This is a genomic window from Pseudomonas sp. S2_A02 (assembly GCF_054668495.1).
In genome coordinates this window covers 4,832,991-4,850,236 of record NZ_CP162776.1, presented here as the reverse complement: position 1 = coordinate 4,850,236, position 17,246 = coordinate 4,832,991, and the positions used below count along the sequence as shown (strand labels likewise).

18 protein-coding genes are annotated in these 17,246 nt (G+C 59.2%); 9 read left to right on the top strand and 9 right to left on the bottom strand.

Annotation, left to right across the window (positions count from 1 at the left end):
- Positions 1-41: 41 nt before the first annotated feature.
- Together lptG and lptF are read right to left on the bottom strand one after the other, a co-directional pair.
- A complete protein-coding gene (gene lptG, locus AB4O41_RS22265; protein WP_007905523.1) occupies positions 42-1,103 on the bottom strand; it encodes an LPS export ABC transporter permease LptG in 1,062 nt (353 codons plus the stop codon).
- A complete protein-coding gene (lptF, locus tag AB4O41_RS22260) occupies positions 1,096-2,214 on the bottom strand; it encodes an LPS export ABC transporter permease LptF (protein WP_460144726.1) in 1,119 nt (372 codons plus the stop codon). The genes lptG and lptF overlap by 8 nt, the downstream gene beginning before the upstream one ends.
- Before the next feature lie 292 nt (positions 2,215-2,506).
- Here lptF and AB4O41_RS22255 point away from each other — a divergent pair, with 292 nt between their 5' ends.
- The 5 genes from AB4O41_RS22255 to rlmF all read left to right on the top strand — a co-directional run bounded on the left by AB4O41_RS22255 (position 2,507) and on the right by rlmF (position 9,130).
- Complete coding sequence (locus AB4O41_RS22255) at positions 2,507-3,997, top strand: leucyl aminopeptidase (protein ID WP_460144725.1); 1,491 nt, start codon at positions 2,507-2,509, stop codon at positions 3,995-3,997.
- A 60-nt stretch (positions 3,998-4,057) separates the two neighbouring features.
- Complete coding sequence (locus tag AB4O41_RS22250; protein ID WP_008072051.1) at positions 4,058-4,486, top strand: DNA polymerase III subunit chi; 429 nt, start codon at positions 4,058-4,060, stop codon at positions 4,484-4,486.
- 8 nt (positions 4,487-4,494) lie between these two features.
- A complete protein-coding gene (locus tag AB4O41_RS22245; RefSeq protein WP_460144724.1) occupies positions 4,495-4,884 on the top strand; it encodes a DNA polymerase III subunit chi in 390 nt (129 codons plus the stop codon).
- 215 nt (positions 4,885-5,099) lie between these two features.
- A complete protein-coding gene (locus tag AB4O41_RS22240) occupies positions 5,100-7,946 on the top strand; it encodes a valine--tRNA ligase (protein ID WP_460144723.1) in 2,847 nt (948 codons plus the stop codon).
- 161 nt (positions 7,947-8,107) lie between these two features.
- The gene (gene rlmF, locus AB4O41_RS22235; RefSeq protein WP_460144722.1) at positions 8,108-9,130 is read left to right on the top strand and encodes a 23S rRNA (adenine(1618)-N(6))-methyltransferase RlmF; all 1,023 of its coding nucleotides are present in this window, start codon (positions 8,108-8,110) and stop codon (positions 9,128-9,130) included.
- 215 nt (positions 9,131-9,345) lie between these two features.
- On the opposite strand, the gene AB4O41_RS22230 is transcribed toward rlmF, so the two are convergent.
- A complete protein-coding gene (locus tag AB4O41_RS22230) occupies positions 9,346-9,627 on the bottom strand; it encodes an HU family DNA-binding protein (RefSeq protein WP_007905514.1) in 282 nt (93 codons plus the stop codon).
- A gap of 395 nt (positions 9,628-10,022) precedes the next feature.
- On the opposite strand from AB4O41_RS22230, the gene yejK reads away from it, so the two are divergent.
- Positions 10,023-11,027 carry a nucleoid-associated protein YejK gene (gene yejK / locus AB4O41_RS22225; protein ID WP_038981666.1) on the top strand — a complete coding sequence of 335 codons (1,005 nt, stop codon included), beginning with the start codon at positions 10,023-10,025 and terminating at the stop codon, positions 11,025-11,027.
- Positions 11,027-11,377: a glutaredoxin family protein gene (locus AB4O41_RS22220; protein ID WP_460144721.1), complete on the top strand. Its 351-nt coding sequence runs from the start codon at positions 11,027-11,029 to the stop codon at positions 11,375-11,377. The genes yejK and AB4O41_RS22220 overlap by 1 nt, the downstream gene beginning before the upstream one ends.
- Before the next feature lie 147 nt (positions 11,378-11,524).
- On the opposite strand, the gene AB4O41_RS22215 is transcribed toward AB4O41_RS22220, so the two are convergent.
- The 5 genes from AB4O41_RS22215 to AB4O41_RS22195 all read right to left on the bottom strand — a co-directional run bounded on the left by AB4O41_RS22215 (position 11,525) and on the right by AB4O41_RS22195 (position 15,458).
- Positions 11,525-12,460: a glutathione S-transferase family protein gene (locus tag AB4O41_RS22215; RefSeq protein WP_460144720.1), complete on the bottom strand. Its 936-nt coding sequence runs from the start codon at positions 12,458-12,460 to the stop codon at positions 11,525-11,527.
- An 88-nt stretch (positions 12,461-12,548) separates the two neighbouring features.
- Positions 12,549-12,869, bottom strand: coding sequence for a GIY-YIG nuclease family protein (locus AB4O41_RS22210; protein WP_460144719.1), 321 nt, complete (start codon positions 12,867-12,869; stop codon positions 12,549-12,551).
- A 39-nt stretch (positions 12,870-12,908) separates the two neighbouring features.
- Entirely contained in the window at positions 12,909-13,379 is a 471-nt protein-coding gene (locus AB4O41_RS22205) for a nuclear transport factor 2 family protein (RefSeq protein WP_460144718.1), read from the bottom strand.
- Positions 13,380-13,492: 113 nt separating this feature from the next.
- The gene (locus AB4O41_RS22200) at positions 13,493-14,809 is read right to left on the bottom strand and encodes a CynX/NimT family MFS transporter (protein ID WP_460144717.1); all 1,317 of its coding nucleotides are present in this window, start codon (positions 14,807-14,809) and stop codon (positions 13,493-13,495) included.
- Positions 14,799-15,458, bottom strand: a complete 660-nt coding sequence (locus tag AB4O41_RS22195) for a FadR/GntR family transcriptional regulator (RefSeq protein ID WP_460144716.1) — start codon at positions 15,456-15,458, stop codon at positions 14,799-14,801. The genes AB4O41_RS22200 and AB4O41_RS22195 overlap by 11 nt, the downstream gene beginning before the upstream one ends.
- 165 nt (positions 15,459-15,623) lie before the next feature.
- Here AB4O41_RS22195 and AB4O41_RS22190 point away from each other — a divergent pair, with 165 nt between their 5' ends.
- Positions 15,624-15,935, top strand: coding sequence for a type II toxin-antitoxin system MqsR family toxin (locus tag AB4O41_RS22190; protein WP_048395423.1), 312 nt, complete (start codon positions 15,624-15,626; stop codon positions 15,933-15,935).
- On the top strand, positions 15,932-16,414 hold the full coding sequence (locus AB4O41_RS22185; RefSeq protein WP_460144715.1) for a type II toxin-antitoxin system MqsA family antitoxin: 483 nt from the start codon (positions 15,932-15,934) through the stop codon (positions 16,412-16,414). The genes AB4O41_RS22190 and AB4O41_RS22185 overlap by 4 nt, the downstream gene beginning before the upstream one ends.
- A gap of 65 nt (positions 16,415-16,479) precedes the next feature.
- Here the strand turns inward: AB4O41_RS22185 and AB4O41_RS22180 are convergent, their stop codons facing one another.
- Positions 16,480-17,244, bottom strand: a complete 765-nt coding sequence (locus AB4O41_RS22180) for an amino acid ABC transporter ATP-binding protein (RefSeq protein WP_460144714.1) — start codon at positions 17,242-17,244, stop codon at positions 16,480-16,482.
- Between the last annotated feature and the right edge of the window lie 2 nt (positions 17,245-17,246).

Genomic DNA, 17,246 nt, shown 5'->3' with positions numbered 1-17,246 from the left:
GGGCGTTTTGAGTGACAAGCAATGTCGGGAATAACCCGCGATCAACCGGCCCGGCGCAACAACCAGACCCCGGCCAGGGCACAGACACCGGCCGGCACCAGCACCGCAAACAGCGGAGAGAAACCGAACACCAGGCTCGAAGGCCCCAGCAAATCCTGGACGATGCGGAAGGTGAAGCCCACCAGCACACCGGTAAAGACCCGCTGACCGAGAGTCACCGAACGCAGCGGGCCGAAGATGAAGGAAATTGCCATCAACACCAATGCGGCGGTCACCAGTGGCTGCAACACCTTGACCCAAAACGCCAGCCAGTAACGACCGTTGCTCAGGCCCTGGTCAGCCAGGTAGTGGATGTAACTCCACAGACCGGTGATCGAGAGAGATTCAGGCGCCATCACCACAGTGCTCAGCAGTTGCGGGCTCAGGGCTACTTCCCAACGCTCCACCGGAGTCGTCACCACTTCGGTGCTCTTGTCATGGAACAACGTGGTTGTGACATCGCTCAGTTGCCAGTGATCCGTGTCGAATTCCGCGCGCTTGGCAAAGCTCGAAGACAGCATATGGCGTTGATCGTCGAAGCGATAACGGGTCACGCCGTACAGCAGACCATTGGGTTGCACAGAGTTGACGTGAATGAACTCGTCACCCTGCCGGTGCCACAGACCGTGCTTGGCGCTTTGTGCATCGCCACTGCCCTGGGCCAGCGAGCGATTGGCCTGAGCGGTGACCTCCGTGGCCGGCGCGACGTATTCGCCAATCACCAGCCCCACCGCCATCAGAAGCAGCATCGGCTTCATGACGGCCCAGACGATCCGCCCAAGCGATACGCCCGCAGCACGCATGATGGTCAGTTCGCTGTGGCTGGCCAGGCTGCCGAGGCCGATCAGGCAACCGATCAGCGCCGCCATCGGCAACATGTCGTACAGACGGCGCGGAGCGGTCAGCAGCACGTAGCTCAGGACATCCATCAGCGTATAGGTATCGCTGACCTCACTCATTTCATCGATGAAGGCAAACAGCGTTGCCAGGCCGAGGATGATCCCCAGCACTGCCAGGATCGCGACGAACACGCTGCTACCGATGTAGCGATCGAGCTTATCCACGGGCCACCTCCAGCGCACTGCGGCGACTCGCCATTTTCAAGCGCAGCGGCTCCCAGTACAACAAGCCCAGGCCGATGACCAGGAAGATCGCATGCACCCACCACAAGCCCAATGCCGCCGGAATCTTGCCCTTTTCGAGGGCGCCGCGAGCGGCAATCAGGATGGTCAGGTAAGCCATATAAAGAAGAATCGCCGGCAGCAACTTGAGGAAACGGCCCTGGCGCGGGTTAACCCGCGACAGCGGCACCGCCATCAGGGTCACGATGAAGACCAGCAACGGCAGGGACAGACGCCATTGCAGTTCAGTGCGCGAGCGGATGTCATCACTGCCCAGCAAGGAACGGGTGGTCATCGCGTCACGGTCGGTGACTTCGTCGCTGACGTCCGGCTTGGGCAGCAATACGCCGTACTCGTCGTATTTGATGGCGCGGTAGTCGGCCTGACCCGGATTACCGTCGTAACGGTAGCCGTTGTCGAGGATCAGATAACGGTTGCCGTCGGGGCGAATTTCCTGACGCCCCTTCTCGGCCACCAGTACGGAAATCCCGCGATCCTTTTTGTCGGAGTTTATATTTTTCTGCGAAATGAACACGCCGCCCAGATTGATGCGGTCATCCGACAGTTGTTCGGTGTAGGTCACCCGAGTACCGTCGCGCAAGGCCTGGAAGCGGCCCGGCTCAAGGGTATCGAATTCAGTCAGTGCATCCTGTTTGTTCAGCAGCAACTGGAACTGATTGGCCCCTTGCGGCGCCAGGCTCAGGCTCAGCCATGCCACCACCAGCGCAACCAGGGTGGCCGGAAAAAGGGTCATGGCGAACAGACGCTGCTGACTCATGCCAGTGGCAGACAACACGGTCATTTCACTTTCAAGATATAGGCGACCGTAGGCCAGCAAAATCCCGAGAAACAGCCCCAAAGGCAGGATCAACTGCAGAAAACCCGGCAGACGGAAACCCATGATCAGGAACAGCGACCCCGGATCCAGCAGGCCAGAGGCCGCCTGGGCGAGGTACTTGATAAAGCGTCCGCTCATGATGATGACCAGCAGCACGGCGCTGACGGCGCTCAAGGTCAACAGGACTTCGCGGGATAGATAACGGAAGACAATCAAACCAGACACTCCAGGGTTGTCAGGCTAAGCGGCCAAACAAACAAACGTATCGGTCGGCCCGCAGGGCAGAGCCGCCGAAAAAGATGGCGCATTATCCTGTGATTGGGTGCGCCTGTCACTGCGCACGCTCAAGCAGACACCTGAACCACCGAAGTTCGCATGACCGAGGGTTGTCAGGCGCCGGTAGCGAGGTTCAAACTGCGGCCTTTGTCGCTGGCACTGCACCGGCGTCTTTCTTATAAGCAAGCCTCTGCGCGTCGCGCACTTTGACCATTAATTCAGGGACCCAGACATGGAACTGGTTGTAAAAAGCGTTAGCCCGGAAACGTTGAAGACCGCCACGCTGGTGGTCGCCATCGGCGAAGGCCGCAAGCTCGGCGCCGTTGCCAAACAACTCGACGAACTGAGCGGTGGCACCATCAGTGCCGTTCTCAAGCGCGGCGACCTGGCCGGAAAAGTCGGCCAGAGCCTGTTGCTGCACAGCCTGCCTAACCTCAAGGCCGAGCGCGTGTTGCTGGTGGGCGTGGGCAAGGATGAAGAGCTGGGCGATCGCCCGTTCCGCAAAATCATCGCCGGCATCCTCAACACCCTTAAAGGCCTGGGCGGCAGCGATGCCGTTCTGGCCCTGGACGAAGTCGTGGTCAAAGGCCGCGACAGCTATGGCAAGACCCGCCTGTTGGCCGAAACCCTGGTGGATGGCGAGTACACTTTCGACCAGTTCAAGAGCCAGAAAGCCGACCCGCTCTCCCTGAAGAAAATCACCCTGGTGACCATCAAGGCAGCACAGGCCGAAATCGAACGCGCCGTGGCCCACGCCACCGCAATCGCCAATGGCATGGCCTTCACCCGCAACCTGGGCAACCTGCCACCAAACATCTGCCACCCGACGTTCCTGGGCGAGCAAGCCAAGAGTCTGGGCAAAGAATTCAAGAGCCTGAAAGTGGAAGTCCTTGATGAGAAGAAGATCAAGGACCTGGGCATGGGCTCGTTCTACGCGGTCGGCCAGGGCAGCGCCCAGCCGCCACGCTTGATCGTCATGCAATACAGCGGCGGCAAGAAATCCGAGAAGCCGTACGCACTGGTCGGCAAAGGCATCACCTTCGACACCGGCGGCATCAGCCTCAAGCCGGGCGCCGGCATGGATGAAATGAAGTACGACATGGGCGGCGCCGCCAGCGTGTTCGGTACCCTGCGTGCCGTGCTTGAGCTGAAACTGCCGATCAACCTGGTGTGCATCCTGGCTTGCGCCGAGAACATGCCGAGCGGCAACGCTTCGCGTCCGGGCGACATCGTTACCACCATGAGCGGCCAGACCGTGGAAATCCTCAATACCGACGCCGAAGGCCGTCTGGTGCTGTGCGATGCTCTGACCTACTCCGAACGTTTCAAGCCGCAAGCGGTGATCGACATCGCCACCCTGACCGGCGCTTGTGTCGTCGCACTGGGTTCTCACACCTCGGGCCTGCTGGGCAACAACGACGAGCTGATCAGCCAACTGCTGAGCGCCGGCCAAGCCGCCGACGACCGCGCCTGGCAACTGCCGCTGTTCGATGAATATCAAGAGCAGCTGGACAGCCCGTTCGCCGACATCGCCAACATTGGCGGCCCGAAAGCCGGCGCCATTACCGCTGCCTGCTTCCTGTCGCGCTTCACCAAGAGCCTGAACTGGGCGCACCTGGACATCGCCGGCACGGCCTGGACCAGCGGCGGCAAGGACAAGGGCGCCACTGGCCGTCCGGTTCCCCTGCTGACCCAATACCTGCTGGACCGCGCCAAAGCCTGAAACCGATGACCTGGGGCGGCGTTGCTTTCGGGTGACGCCGCTCAAGGCTCAGGAACCGCAATGACCAAAGTCGACTTTTATATCCTGCCCAGCGCCGATCCTTCGGCACGGCTGGATTTTGCCTGCAAGCTCACCGAAAAAGCCTGGCGCATGGGCCACCGCATTTACCTGCACTGCAGCGATGCCGCCCAGCGTGACGATCTCGATGCACGTTTGTGGGCCTTCAAGGGCGAAAGCTTCGTGCCCCATGGTCCCGCTGAAAGCGAGCCGGAGGGTTTGATTGTCCTGGGTCTTGGCGATGACTGCGGTCAGCATCAGGATCTGCTAGTCAATCTCGACCTGAAAGTGCCGGTATTTGCCAAACAGTTCGCCCGCGTGGCGGAAGTGGTGGTGGAAGATCCGACGATTCGTTCGGCTGCGCGGGAGAGTTTCCGTTTCTACCGCGAACAGGGCTATCCTCTGCAAGATCACCGTTTACAGCGACTCTGAGCATTACGATGGACACTCCAAAACCGCAGCAAAATTCCGCGCATCTGTTGGATGACCTCGAGTCGATCCGCCAACTGCTCGGCGATGACAACCTGCAACCGCCCTTGCTGACCGACACGGTCATTGAAGGTGATCAGGAACAGATCCCCATGCTGTTCGACACAGTCGGCAACGCGCCGCAACCGGTCGAAACGACACCACCACCCGCCCCAGCCGCGCAACCGTCGCCTGCCGCCAGCAAAGGCGCCGACGCCCTGCTGCATCTGGACAGCGAACTGCGCGCCGCCGCGCTATTGATCATGCAAGATGTGATCGACGACTTCGCCCCGCACATCGAAACCGAAATCAAACGCCGTCTTGATGCGCGGATGGAACGGTTGCTCAGTCAGTACGAATAACACCACCTTTCCCTGTGGGAGCGAGCCTGCTCGCGATAGCATCACCTCGGTTTCCTGACAGACCGCGGCGCCCGCATCGCGAGCAGGCTCGCTCCCACATCTGATCTGCGCTGGAATTGATCAAGCGCCCTGTCCGCACCTGCTCGCCCTACGCCCCACGCCCCGCTATACTTGCCGGCTTTTCCTGAATAAATGCCAATAGGGTCCCGCCGCGCATGGATAAGACCTACCAGCCGCACGCCATTGAAACTTCCTGGTACAACACCTGGGAGTCTGAGAATTACTTCGCCCCGCAAGGCGCGGGCGAGTCCTACACCATCATGATCCCGCCGCCGAACGTCACCGGCAGCCTGCACATGGGTCACGGCTTCAACAACGCGATCATGGACGCCCTGATCCGTTTCCGCCGCATGCAGGGTCGCAACACCCTGTGGCAGCCGGGTACCGACCATGCCGGTATCGCCACGCAAATGCTGGTGGAACGCCAACTCGAAGCCCAGGGCCAGAATCGCCATGATCTGGGCCGCGAGAAATTCCTCGAGAAAGTCTGGGAGTGGAAGGATCAGTCCGGCGGCAACATCAGCCGTCAGATCCGCCGCCTCGGCTCGTCCGTGGACTGGAGTCGTGAGCGCTTCACCATGGACGACGGCCTCTCGGAAGCGGTTAAAGAAGCGTTCGTGCGCCTGCACGAAGACGGCCTGATCTATCGCGGCAAGCGTCTGGTCAACTGGGACACCAAGTTGCACACGGCGATTTCCGACCTCGAAGTGGAAAACCACGACGAGAAAGGTTTCCTGTGGAACCTGAAGTACCCACTGGCCGACGGCGCTAAAACCGCTGAAGGCAACGACTACCTGATCGTCGCGACCACTCGCCCGGAAACCATGCTCGGCGACGCCGCCGTGGCCGTTAACCCGAACGATGAACGCTACAAAGCCCTGATCGGCAAATTTGTCGAGCTGCCACTGGTTGGCCGCCGCATCCCGATCATCGCCGACGATTACTGCGATCCTGAATTTGGCACCGGTTGCGTGAAAATCACCCCGGCCCACGATTTCAACGACTACGAAGTCGGCAAGCGCCACAACCTGCCACTGCTGAACATCTTCGACAAGAACGCCAATGTTCTGCCCGCAGCCCAGGTGTTCAACCTGGACGGCACGCTGAACACCGAAGTCGACGGCAAGCTTCCGGCCGAATACGCCGGCCTGGACCGTTTCGAAGCGCGCAAACAGATCGTGGCTGCATTCGAAGCCGCCGGTCTGCTGGTCAGCGTCGACGATCACGCCCTGAAAGTGCCGAAAGGCGACCGCTCCGGCACCATCATCGAGCCGTGGCTGACCGACCAGTGGTACGTGTCCACCAAGCCATTGGCCGAGCCGGCCATCGCTGCGGTTGAAGACGGCCGCATTCAGTTCGTGCCAAAACAATATGAAAACATGTACTTCTCGTGGATGCGCGACATCCAGGATTGGTGCATCAGCCGTCAGCTGTGGTGGGGTCACCGGATTCCGGCCTGGTACGACGAGTCGGGTAAGGTCTACGTCGGTCGCGACGAAGCCGAAGTGCGTGCCAAGAACAACCTTGGCCCGGACGTTGCGCTGCAACAGGACAACGATGTTCTGGATACCTGGTTCAGTTCGGGCCTGTGGACTTTCTCCACGCTCGGCTGGCCGGAGCAGACCGAGTTCCTGAAGAAATTCCACTCCACCGACGTGCTGGTGACCGGTTTCGACATCATTTTCTTCTGGGTTGCCCGGATGATCATGCTCACCATGCACCTGGTGAAAAACGAAGACGGCACGCCACAGGTTCCGTTCAAGACCGTTTATGTGCACGGCCTTGTGCGTGATGGCCAGGGCCAGAAGATGTCCAAGTCCAAGGGCAACGTCCTGGACCCGCTGGACATCATCGACGGCATCGAGCTGGAAGAGCTGGTGCAGAAACGCACCTCCGGCATGATGCAGCCGAAACTGGCGAAGAAGATCGAGAAGCAGACCCGCGACGAGTTCGCCGACGGCATCGCCAGCTATGGCACCGACGCCCTGCGCTTCACGTTCTGCTCGCTGGCATCGACCGGTCGCGACATCAAGTTCGACATGGGCCGCGTCGAAGGCTATCGCAACTTCTGCAACAAGATCTGGAACGCTGCGCGCTACGTGCTGGACAAAGGCGAAGACTGCGGCCAGAACGGCGAAGCCTACGAGCTGTCCCTGGCAGATCGCTGGATCATTTCGCAGCTGCAACGCACTGAAACCGAAGTGACTCGTCAGCTCGATCAGTTCCGTTTCGACCTGGCCGCACAAGCCTTGTACGAGTTCATCTGGAACCAGTATTGCGACTGGTACCTGGAACTGTCCAAGCCTGTGCTGTGGGACGAAAATGCACCGGTCGAACGTCAGCGCGGCACCCGCCGCACGCTGGTTCGCGTGCTGGAAGTCGCGCTGCGTCTGGCGCACCCGTTCATGCCGTTCATCACCGAAGAAATCTGGCAGCGCGTCGCGCCGCTGGCCGGTATCGAAGGCAAGACAATCATGCTGCAACCTTGGCCTGTGGCCAACGAAGCACGCATCGACCAGGGCGCTGAAGACGACATCGAATGGCTCAAGGGCCTGATGCTCGGCACGCGCAACATCCGTGGCGAAATGAACATCGGTCCGGGCAAGCCGCTGAACCTGTTCCTGAAAAACGTCAGTGCCGAAGATCAGCGTCGCCTCACCGAAAACGAAGCGCTGCTGAAGAAGCTGGCGCGTCTGGAATCGATCACCGTTCTGAAGGCCGGCGAAGAAGCACCGCTGTCCGCCACCGCTCTGGTTGGCGAGATGGAAGTGCTGGTGCCAATGGCCGGCCTGATCGACAAGGACGCCGAACTGGCTCGTCTGGACAAGGAAATCCTGCGTCTGCAGGGTGAAGTTCAGCGGGTGGGCGGCAAGCTGTCCAACGCCGGCTTCGTCGACAAGGCCCCTAGCGACGTCATCGAGAAGGAACGCGCCAAACTGGCTGAAGCTGAACAGGCTTTGGGCAAGCTGGCCGAGCAGCATGCGCGGATTGCCAGTTTGTAACGGCACGTCGCAATGATAAAGGGAGGCCAGATGGCCTCCCTTTTTCATGCCCGCCCCTTCCCCCAAAACACCAAAACATGCTTTCTGTAGGATCCCCCGCGCTGCCATTGTCTGTGGGACAATACCCGCCACTTTTAGCCATACCCGAATCGACAACGCCCATGAACGCCCCCCGCACACCAAGACCTGCGCGCAAGAAGCCTGACTCCGCTACCCCGGCCAAAGCCGTGGAATCCCGCGAGAAGGCCAGCCTGCATCCGCGCAATCGCCATCAGGGTCGTTATGACTTCCCGGCGCTGATCAAAACCACGCCGGAACTGGCGAAGTTCGTGATCATCAACCCGTATGGCAAGGAAAGCATCGACTTCGCCAGCCCGGACGCGGTTCGGGTGTTCAACCGGGCGCTGCTCAAGTCGTTCTACGGCATCGCCCATTGGGACATCCCGGCCGATTACCTGTGCCCACCGGTGCCGGGCCGTGCTGACTATGTGCACTTCCTCGCTGACCTGCTGGCCAGCGTCAACGACGGCGAGATTCCTCGCGGTGCGCCGGTCAAGGTGCTCGATATCGGCATGGGCGCCAACTGCGTCTATCCGTTGATCGGCTACAGCGACTATCGCTGGCACTTCCTCGGCTCGGAAATCGACCCGACGGCCGTGGCCGCCGCCAAAGCCATCGTGCAATCCAACGGGCTGAACAAAGCCATCCAGCTGCGCCAGCAAAGCAATCCCAAGCACATTCTGCTGGGCCTGCTCGAGCCCGGCGAACGATTCGACCTGACCATGTGCAACCCGCCGTTCCACGCCTCGATGGACGAGGCCACCAAGGGCAGCGAGCGTAAATGGCGCGCATTGGGCCGTGCCGACCCAAAACGTAAACTGCCGGTGCTGAACTTTGGTGGTCAATCGGCCGAACTGTGGTGTGAAGGTGGCGAAGCACGGTTCGTGACGCAACTGATCGCCGAGAGCGCGCATTTTCAGCACAAAGTGCTTTGGTTCAGCACCCTGGTCTCGAAAGCCTCAAACCTGCCTGCAATCCAGACGGCGCTGAAAAAGGCTGGCGTACTGGAAAGCCAGGTGGTGGAAATGTCCCAGGGGCAGAAGCAAAGCCGTTTCGTGGCCTGGACGTTCCAGACTAAAAGCGAGCAGCAGGTCTGGCGCGAACGCTGGGTTCGCAAGAGCTGAGTAACGGTTGGTCCTGAACTGCGAAAAATCAAATGTGGGAGCGAGCCTGCTCGCGATGGCGGTGCATCAGTCGACATCATCGTTAACTGACATGCAGCTATCGCGAGCAGGCTCGCTCCCACATTGGTTTAGAGGTATTGCAGGTCAATCGATAAATCGCAGGCACAAAAAAACCGTGCCCGGATTGCTCCGGTGCACGGTTTTTTTAACAAGTCTTACTTGTTAACAGCGTCGGTCAGGCCTTTGGCCACAACCAGCTTGATAACTTTCTTGGCAGCGATTTCGATGGCAGCGCCAGTCGAAGGGTTGCGGCCGGTACGGGCAGGACGCTCAGTCACTTTCAGCTTGCCGATACCTGGCAGGGTAATTTCGCCGCCGTTTTCCAGCTGATCAGCAACGATTTGGCCCAGTTGGTCCAGAGCGTTACGCGCGGTGGTTTTTGGCGCGTCGATAGCTTCAGCGATGTCGGCGATCAGTTGGTCTTTAGTAAGAGCCATGTAATGTTCCTTCCCTATCAAATTCATATGGATTGCAGAGTGCAGTGTCAGCCATCGAGCCCGATCTTCTGGATCTGGCACCCTCGGCCATAACCACGACGAGTCGGGGTTATAGATACCGAAATCAGGGTTTGGTTCGACCTGACAAATGCTGAATGCACGCTTAACGCAGTGACTTCGCGTAAGACCGGGCAAAACTAGCACAGAGACGGGGAAATATCCGCCTCTAGCTACCCATTTGGTCAGCTTTATTGCTCTAAATAGGCAAAAAACTGCATAAGGGCCCTCGGACAACTTCGAATTGCCCTTGGTACCACGCCAAAACCAGTGGTTGCGGTACACTGGGCGCTTTTTCGGGGAGCACGCCCTCCTCTCTTCAATCAGCCGAGAAGCCCATGCCGATCCGTCATTGCATCGTCCACCTGATCGACAAAAAACCCGACGGCACACCCGCAGTTCTTCATGCCCGCGATTCCGAGCTGGCCGAGTCCAGCGCCATCGAGTACATGCTTGCCGACCTCAATGAGAGCTACAACGCCAAACAAGGCAAGGCCTGGGGTTTCTTCCATGCCGAGTCCGGGGCGCATCCGTTCAGCGGCTGGCTGAAGGAATACCTCGACGGCGGTAAAGACTTCACAGCCTTCAGCCGTGTGGCGGTGGAACATCTGCAAAAGCTGATGGAAGAGTCGAACCTCTCTGTGGGCGGCCACGTGCTGTTCGCGCATTATCAGCAGGGCATGACCGATTACCTCGCCATCGCCCTGCTGCACCACAGCGAAGGCGTGGCAGTGACCGATCAGCTGGACGTGACACCTTCGCGACATCTGGACCTTGGCCAGTTGCATCTGGCAGCGCGGATCAACGTCTCCGAGTGGCAGAACAACAAGCAGTCAAAGCAGTACATCTCGTTCATCAAAGGCAAGAACGGTAAAAAGGTTTCGGAGTACTTCCGCGACTTCATCGGCTGCCAGGAAGGCGTCGACGGCCCCGGCGAAACCCGCACCCTGCTCAAGGCCTTCAGTGACTTCGTCGAAAGCGAAGACCTGCCGGAAGAGTCCGCACGCGAAAAGACCAAGACCCTGGTGGATTACGCCAGCAGCCAGGCAAAAATGGGCGAGCCCATGGGCCTGGAAGAATTGTCCGAACTGATCGACGAAGAGCGCCCGAAAGCCTTTTACGATCACATCCGCAACAAGGACTACGGCTTGTCGCCTGAGATCCCGGCGGATAAGCGCACCCTGAACCAGTTCCGCCGCTTTACCGGCCGCGCAGAGGGCTTGTCCATCAGCTTTGAAGCGCACCTGCTGGGCTCGAAGATCGAATATGACGAAGAAGCCGGTACGCTGATCATCAAAGGCCTGCCGACCCAATTGACCGACCAGCTCAAGCGACGCAACTGATGCTCGGCGGCGTATTGAAGAAATGCCTGCTAATCCTGCTGGTGGTCGTTGTTTACCAGAACTGGGGCAAGATCGAGCGGGTGTTTCATCCCTTGCAGGTGGTGTCCGAGCAGACCCAGGTCAAGGCCAACGTCGTGCTCTACGCCACCGATTGGTGCGGCTACTGCAAGCTGACCCGGCGCTTTCTCGATCAGAAGGGCATTCCGTACAAGGAATTCGATATCGAGAAAGATGCTCTGGCGCGTAAAGCATACGAGGCGCTGGGCGGACGCGGGATCCCGCTGATCGATGTCAACGGAACGTTGATACGCGGGTATGACCCGGACAAGGTTCTTGCGGCGCTGGAATAACTCTTCAGGCCGACACCGTCCCTTGTGGGAGCTGGCTTGCCTGCGATAGCGGAGTGTCAGGCAACGTCAATATTGCTGGGCTGACCTCATCGCAGGCAAGCCAGCTCCCACAAGTTAGTGCATGGCCAGAAAATCAGTGGTTAGCGCCTACTGCGCTTCGATGCGAAACCCGAACCGCGGAAAGTGCACATGCACCACACCGGCCCGCTCGTCTTCGCGACGCAAAATCAATTCTTCGCTACCCGCAAACAACAATTCACCCGCCACCGGATCAACGCCGTAATCAGTCGCGGCGATCACCACCTTCTGGCCAACCTCAAACCCGTTCGGCTCCTCAAACTGCTCATCCGGCAACGCGGCCGGCGTGGCGTTGCGCGCGACTTCAAGCGCTTCCTCAGAAGTCATCTCGCTGAACGCGCCATGACCAAAACCCATTACCCGACCAAACCACGCCAAAACAGCCGGATAAGCATCCACCAACGGTGACGTCACGTGCGTCGCTTTGAGGAACCACAGTGAGTGGGCCAGGGCAAAGTCGGCAATCGACGGCTCGCCAAACAGGAAGTCGCCCTGTTCGCGCTGAAGCTGTTGCTCCAGCCGCGCCATGATCGTTGGCCACTGATGCCGGGCCTGCTCGGCGGACAACCGTGTGGCGCTGCCACCGCTGAACAGACCAGCGCGATCGGCCAGGAACCCCTTGATCGCTTCCGGCGACAACTTGCCAAAGCGCACCGCCACTGACGCCGGCTGGAACACCAGGCTGACCGCATGCTGGAACACCACCGAATCGGCCCACGCCGCGAAGGTCGCGGTGATCATTTCCTGACCTTCCGGGAAGAACGCCGGCAAGGCTTTTTCCTGCTCCAGACGACGAGCCATCAACGCGGTGTCGCAATAGACATCAGCACCAATCTGCAATACCGGCGTCTTGCGGTAGCCGCCGGTCAGCGCCGTCAGGTCGGGTTTTGGCATCACCGGCGAGATGCTCACCGACCGCCAGGACAGCCCCTTGAAGCCCAGCAGCAAGCGGGCCTTTTCGGCGAAAGGGGACGTCGGGTAGTGATGAAGAATCAACTCGGACATGCTCGGCTCCGCCGCTCGGATAAGGAGTTCGCAGCTTAGCGCGCAATCCGCGAGCGGCCTACCCATCTGCCTGATGGGCGCTTATCAGTCAGATTGATAAGCCCCCAGCCGCGCTCGCCACCAGACATTCCTTGGCGCTTTTCTTGAGTTTTTTGATCAGGCGTTCCTGGCGCAGTGCTTCGCTTTTATCGCGGCAGATTTCGGTGTAGACCAATGCCACGGCCGGGCTGGACAGGAAGAAGCGCGCGCCTTTGCCACTTTGATGGGTGGCGAAACGGCGGACAGGATCGTCGCTGATCCCGCAGTAGAGCGAACCATTGGCCGCGCGAACGAGGTAGACGAACCAGGGTTTGCTGACGGGCAGCGGCGGTTCGGCGGCAATGACGGAAGATTCGCTCGAGGTGTTCACGTGACGATCAAGGCTTGTAGGAAACAAGCCGCGATCTTATCAGCGACTGGCCTGAAATGCCTTCAGCCCCTTCAAGGCCTGGGCACGAACGGCATTTCTCACCACTGGCGTCCAGCCCAACAACAGCCCTTTGAAACCCAGCGCCTGACGCGACCAGCGCCACAGATCAAAGCTGTCATGATGCTCGCAGATCTTGCCGTCGCGAAACACAAAACGCGCCTGGATGTCGTTGACCACGGTATTGCCGGTCTGGCTGAACAGGTAGGTCGCCACCCAATGGGCACCGCCCGTGCGTTCATCGCTGCGCACATTATCGAAGGTCAGGGAGAAGTCTTTGGCTCGGGTGGTGAGCATGCGCCACATGTCGCCGGCATCGCGCCCGCGCAGTTCGCCGAACGCCGGATCACTGAACACCACGTCGTCGGTGTAGCAGGCACTCATGGCCTCGGCGTCCAGCCGCTGGAAGGCTTGGTAAAAGCGGGTGATCAAGGCGTTGTGGGCATCATTCATGGGCAGACTCCCTGTGCTTGAAAAATGGCTTCGAAAGATTGCCTGCACGATAGTCTGCAACCGGGCGAAACACTATCGGCATTCGCGGGACGAATATCGAGAGTGCGCTAGCGTCAGACTCTCTCGCTTTGAACCTGAACGTACAACGAGCGGCCGGCACCGAGACCGGCAATGATCGCGCCGAGGCCGATGACGCCGAAGATCCAGCCCAGAGCATTCCAGCCGCCGGTCCAGTCATGCACCACGCCGACCGCGAACGGCCCCATGGACGCCAGGGTGTAACCGAAGCCCTGAGCCATGCTCGACAGGTTGGCCGCGACATGGGCATCCCGCGAACGCAGGACGATCAGAGTCAGCGCCAGGCTGAACGTCGCGCCCTGTCCCAACCCCAGCAGGATCGCCCACCCCCACAGGCCGTCGATTGGTGCATAAAGGCAACCGAACAAACCGCCGAGGGTCATTGCCATGACGATCACGATTGCCAGCCGCTGATCCTTGCCACGCGTCGCCAACCAGGGTGCTGCCAGGGAGCTGATCAACTGGACAATCACCGAACCCGACAACACAAGACCGGCCTGGGTTGGTGTCAGACCGCGGCCGATCAGAATCGACGGCAGCCAGCCAAACACGATGTAGGCCAAAGACGATTGCAGGCCCATGTACAAGGTCACTTGCCAGGCCAGCGGATCACGCAGCAGCCCTCGAACCCGATAGGCAACATGATGCGCACCGTGATTCTGACCGACTTGCGGCAACCAGAAAATCGCCGCGACCAACGCTGGAATCACCCAGAAGCCAAGGCCCAAGGCCCAGCTTTTGTCGAAATGTTCGCTCAACGGCACGGTCGCGCCAGCCGCCATGGCCGCGCCCAGGCACAGGGCCATGGTGTAGACACCGGTCATGGTGCCGGCCTGTTTCGGGAAGTCGCGCTTGACAATGCCGGGCAGCAGCACGCCGATCACCCCGATGCCGGCGCCGGCCAGCACACTGCCGGCGAACAGACCGACCTCACCAAACGAACTGCGCAAAATGATCCCGCCGGCCAGCATCAGAAGAATCCCCAACACCACCCGCTCGGCACCAAAACGCCGCGCCAGCACCGGCGCCAAGGGGGCAAACAGACCGAGGCAGAGTACTGGCAAGGTCGTCAGCAACCCGGCTTGGGCAGCCGATAGCCCCAGCGCCTTCGAGATTTCGCTGAGCATCGGCGCCATGCTCGACAACGCCGGACGCAGGTTCAGCGCCACCAGAATCAGGCCGAGCAACAACAGCCACGGCTGCCGCAGGACCAGGTGAGTTTGCTGAACCTGTTCGTCATCGGCCTCGGCGTCGATCAACAGCTCTTCGAGCTCCGCCGTACGCTTGAGCTCAGTGACGCTGCTGTTACTGGCCTGCTGGGTGAACATGGGGTTCTCGGTTTCAAGGTTCATTGATCAACTGCCTCGACAGGGCTTTGGCCCGTTCCGGGTCGCGTTGCTCGACGGCCTCGAGCAGTTCGACATGAAGGTCGAACACCGATTGGCGTCGGGGTGAGATGTTCAGGGTCTGGCGCAAGTGCGCGCCGACGATGCTGGAAAAGTAGCGATACAACTCGCTGAGGGTCGGGTTGTGCGCCGCATCCACCAGTCGACGGTGAAATACCAGGTCGCAGGCGATGTAGGTATCGAGATCGCCGTGGTAGTGACTGCCGCTGACGCCTAGCGCCTCGCGCAATGCCACCAGGTCTTCATCGGTGCGGCGTAACGCCGCGAGGCCGATGGCTTCAACTTCCAGAATGTGCCGGGTTTCCCGAGCCTGTTCCTGAGTGCAACGGGACAGCGCCTTCATGGTGTCCAGCGGATCAATCACCGCCCGCAGATAACTGCCGTCGCCCTGACGGATTTCGATCAACCCGGAAAACGCCAATACGCGCATGGCTTCACGCACGGTGTTGCGGCTGATGCCCAGCTCAGTCGCCAATTCCGGCTCGGTGGGCAAGCGCTGGCCGACCGTCCAGATGCCTTCAGTGATGCGCAGGCGTAACTGGTCCAAGGCCTGATCGACCAGGGATCGTTTAATTAATGGAGAAATATCTGACATGGAATTCGCCTTTTCATCCAATCATAGGATGAATTTTCTGACATGTTAGTCAGCTTCGTGTAGGACGGCAACCGCCTACGGTCAGAGAGAAGGAATGGAGCGGGATTTTCGATTAGTCAAAATTACCCTTTAAGGGTAATTTCTAGAACAGGTTCAAGGTTTCTTATGGAGAAGCACACACCCCATTACAACCTGGTGGTGATCAAGGAGGATGTCAGGCGGCTCGGGAAAAACGCGTTTACCAAGACGGCACGGAAAAACGGCAGAGACCTGGGCTTTAGCATCAGGGAAATGCAAGAAGTCATTTTCGAATTGCACAGCAAGATGTTGTACAAATCGATGACTACCTATGGCGATCATCGGATATGGCAAGACGTGTACCACATCACTTCGCACGATCTGGAGATTTACATCAAGGTCACTTATTGCTCAGGCAGTGAACCTCCGGTGATCTCCTTCAAGGAGAAAAACCCATGAATACAAAACAATGCTTCAGTTGCGGCGCGCGAGAGGGAATGAGGCACTTCGAAGGTCGCGGCGAAACCATGAGCGTCAAGGGTATGGAGCGCCGGGTCGATGATTTATCCGGATGGGAGTGCCAAGCATGCGGAGAAGTCATACTCGACCCCGGTTGCTCGGAGCGCTATTCCGATGCGTGCGACGAGCTGGTCATCGCCGGCAGACAAATGATCGGCAACGAAATGAAACGAATCCGCCGCAAGCTGCATCTATCGCAAAAAGAAGCGGTTTTGCTGTTATCCGGTGGCGGACATAACGCGTTTTCCCGTTACGAGCGCGGCGAACTACTCCCGCCCAAGGCGCTGATGGTGCTGATGCGCTTGCTTGATCGCTATCCGCACTTGCTCGCGGATGCGAGAACCCTGGGTGAAGGGGCGGACTTGAGGGGTTTCAAGGATACGGAGCACAAGGAACATGAAACGCTCACCGTGTCCTGAGCTCCAGAAATACAAAAAACAAACCCGGCGCGAGGCCGGGTTTGTTTTTGCGAGTCAGTCTGGCATCAATGCAGGATCTGGCTCAGGAACAGCTTCGTACGCTCATTCTGCGGGTTATCGAAGAAGTCGTTCGGCGCAGCCTGTTCGACAATTTCACCCTTGTCCATGAAGATCACGCGGTTGGCCACGGTACGGGCGAAACCCATTTCGTGGGTCACGCAGAGCATGGTCATGCCGTCTTCGGCCAAGCCGATCATGGTGTCCAGAACCTCTTTCACCATCTCTGGGTCGAGTGCCGAAGTCGGTTCGTCAAACAGCATGATTTTCGGCTTCATGCACAGGGCGCGGGCAATCGCCACACGCTGTTGCTGACCGCCGGACAATTGCCCCGGGAATTTATGCGCCTGCTCCGGAATGCGTACGCGCTCCAGGTAATGCATGGCGATTTCTTCGGCCTTGCGCTTGGGCATCTTGCGTACCCACATCGGTGCCAGCGTGCAGTTCTGCAGGATGGTCAGGTGTGGGAACAGATTGAAGTGCTGGAACACCATACCGACTTCGCGGCGGACCGATTCGATCTGCTTGAGGTCGTTGGTCAGTTCCACGCCATCGACCACGATGCGGCCCTGCTGGTGTTCTTCCAGACGATTGAGGCAACGGATGGTGGTGGATTTGCCGGAACCCGACGGGCCGCACAAAACGATACGCTCGCCTTGCTTGACGTTCAGGTTGATGTCTTTCAACACGTGGAACTGCCCGTACCACTTGTTCACGCCCTGCATCTGAATAATGCCTTCGGGGCTCACTGTCTTTTTAATTGCTTCGCTCATCA

Coding starts and splice junctions, on each gene's coding strand:
- AB4O41_RS22245 (WP_460144724.1), top strand. CDS start 4,495: ATGGACACTCCAAAACCGCAGCAAAATTCCGCGCATCTGTTGGATGAC.
- AB4O41_RS22240 (WP_460144723.1), top strand. CDS start 5,100: ATGGATAAGACCTACCAGCCGCACGCCATTGAAACTTCCTGGTACAAC.
- AB4O41_RS22250 (WP_008072051.1), top strand. CDS start 4,058: ATGACCAAAGTCGACTTTTATATCCTGCCCAGCGCCGATCCTTCGGCA.
- AB4O41_RS22180 (WP_460144714.1), bottom strand. CDS start 17,244: ATGAGCGAAGCAATTAAAAAGACAGTGAGCCCCGAAGGCATTATTCAG.
- AB4O41_RS22255 (WP_460144725.1), top strand. CDS start 2,507: ATGGAACTGGTTGTAAAAAGCGTTAGCCCGGAAACGTTGAAGACCGCC.
- rlmF (WP_460144722.1), top strand. CDS start 8,108: ATGAACGCCCCCCGCACACCAAGACCTGCGCGCAAGAAGCCTGACTCC.
- AB4O41_RS22190 (WP_048395423.1), top strand. CDS start 15,624: ATGGAGAAGCACACACCCCATTACAACCTGGTGGTGATCAAGGAGGAT.
- AB4O41_RS22215 (WP_460144720.1), bottom strand. CDS start 12,460: ATGTCCGAGTTGATTCTTCATCACTACCCGACGTCCCCTTTCGCCGAA.
- AB4O41_RS22230 (WP_007905514.1), bottom strand. CDS start 9,627: ATGGCTCTTACTAAAGACCAACTGATCGCCGACATCGCTGAAGCTATC.
- AB4O41_RS22185 (WP_460144715.1), top strand. CDS start 15,932: ATGAATACAAAACAATGCTTCAGTTGCGGCGCGCGAGAGGGAATGAGG.
- yejK (WP_038981666.1), top strand. CDS start 10,023: ATGCCGATCCGTCATTGCATCGTCCACCTGATCGACAAAAAACCCGAC.
- AB4O41_RS22200 (WP_460144717.1), bottom strand. CDS start 14,809: ATGAACCTTGAAACCGAGAACCCCATGTTCACCCAGCAGGCCAGTAAC.
- AB4O41_RS22205 (WP_460144718.1), bottom strand. CDS start 13,379: ATGAATGATGCCCACAACGCCTTGATCACCCGCTTTTACCAAGCCTTC.
- AB4O41_RS22195 (WP_460144716.1), bottom strand. CDS start 15,458: ATGTCAGATATTTCTCCATTAATTAAACGATCCCTGGTCGATCAGGCC.
- AB4O41_RS22220 (WP_460144721.1), top strand. CDS start 11,027: ATGCTCGGCGGCGTATTGAAGAAATGCCTGCTAATCCTGCTGGTGGTC.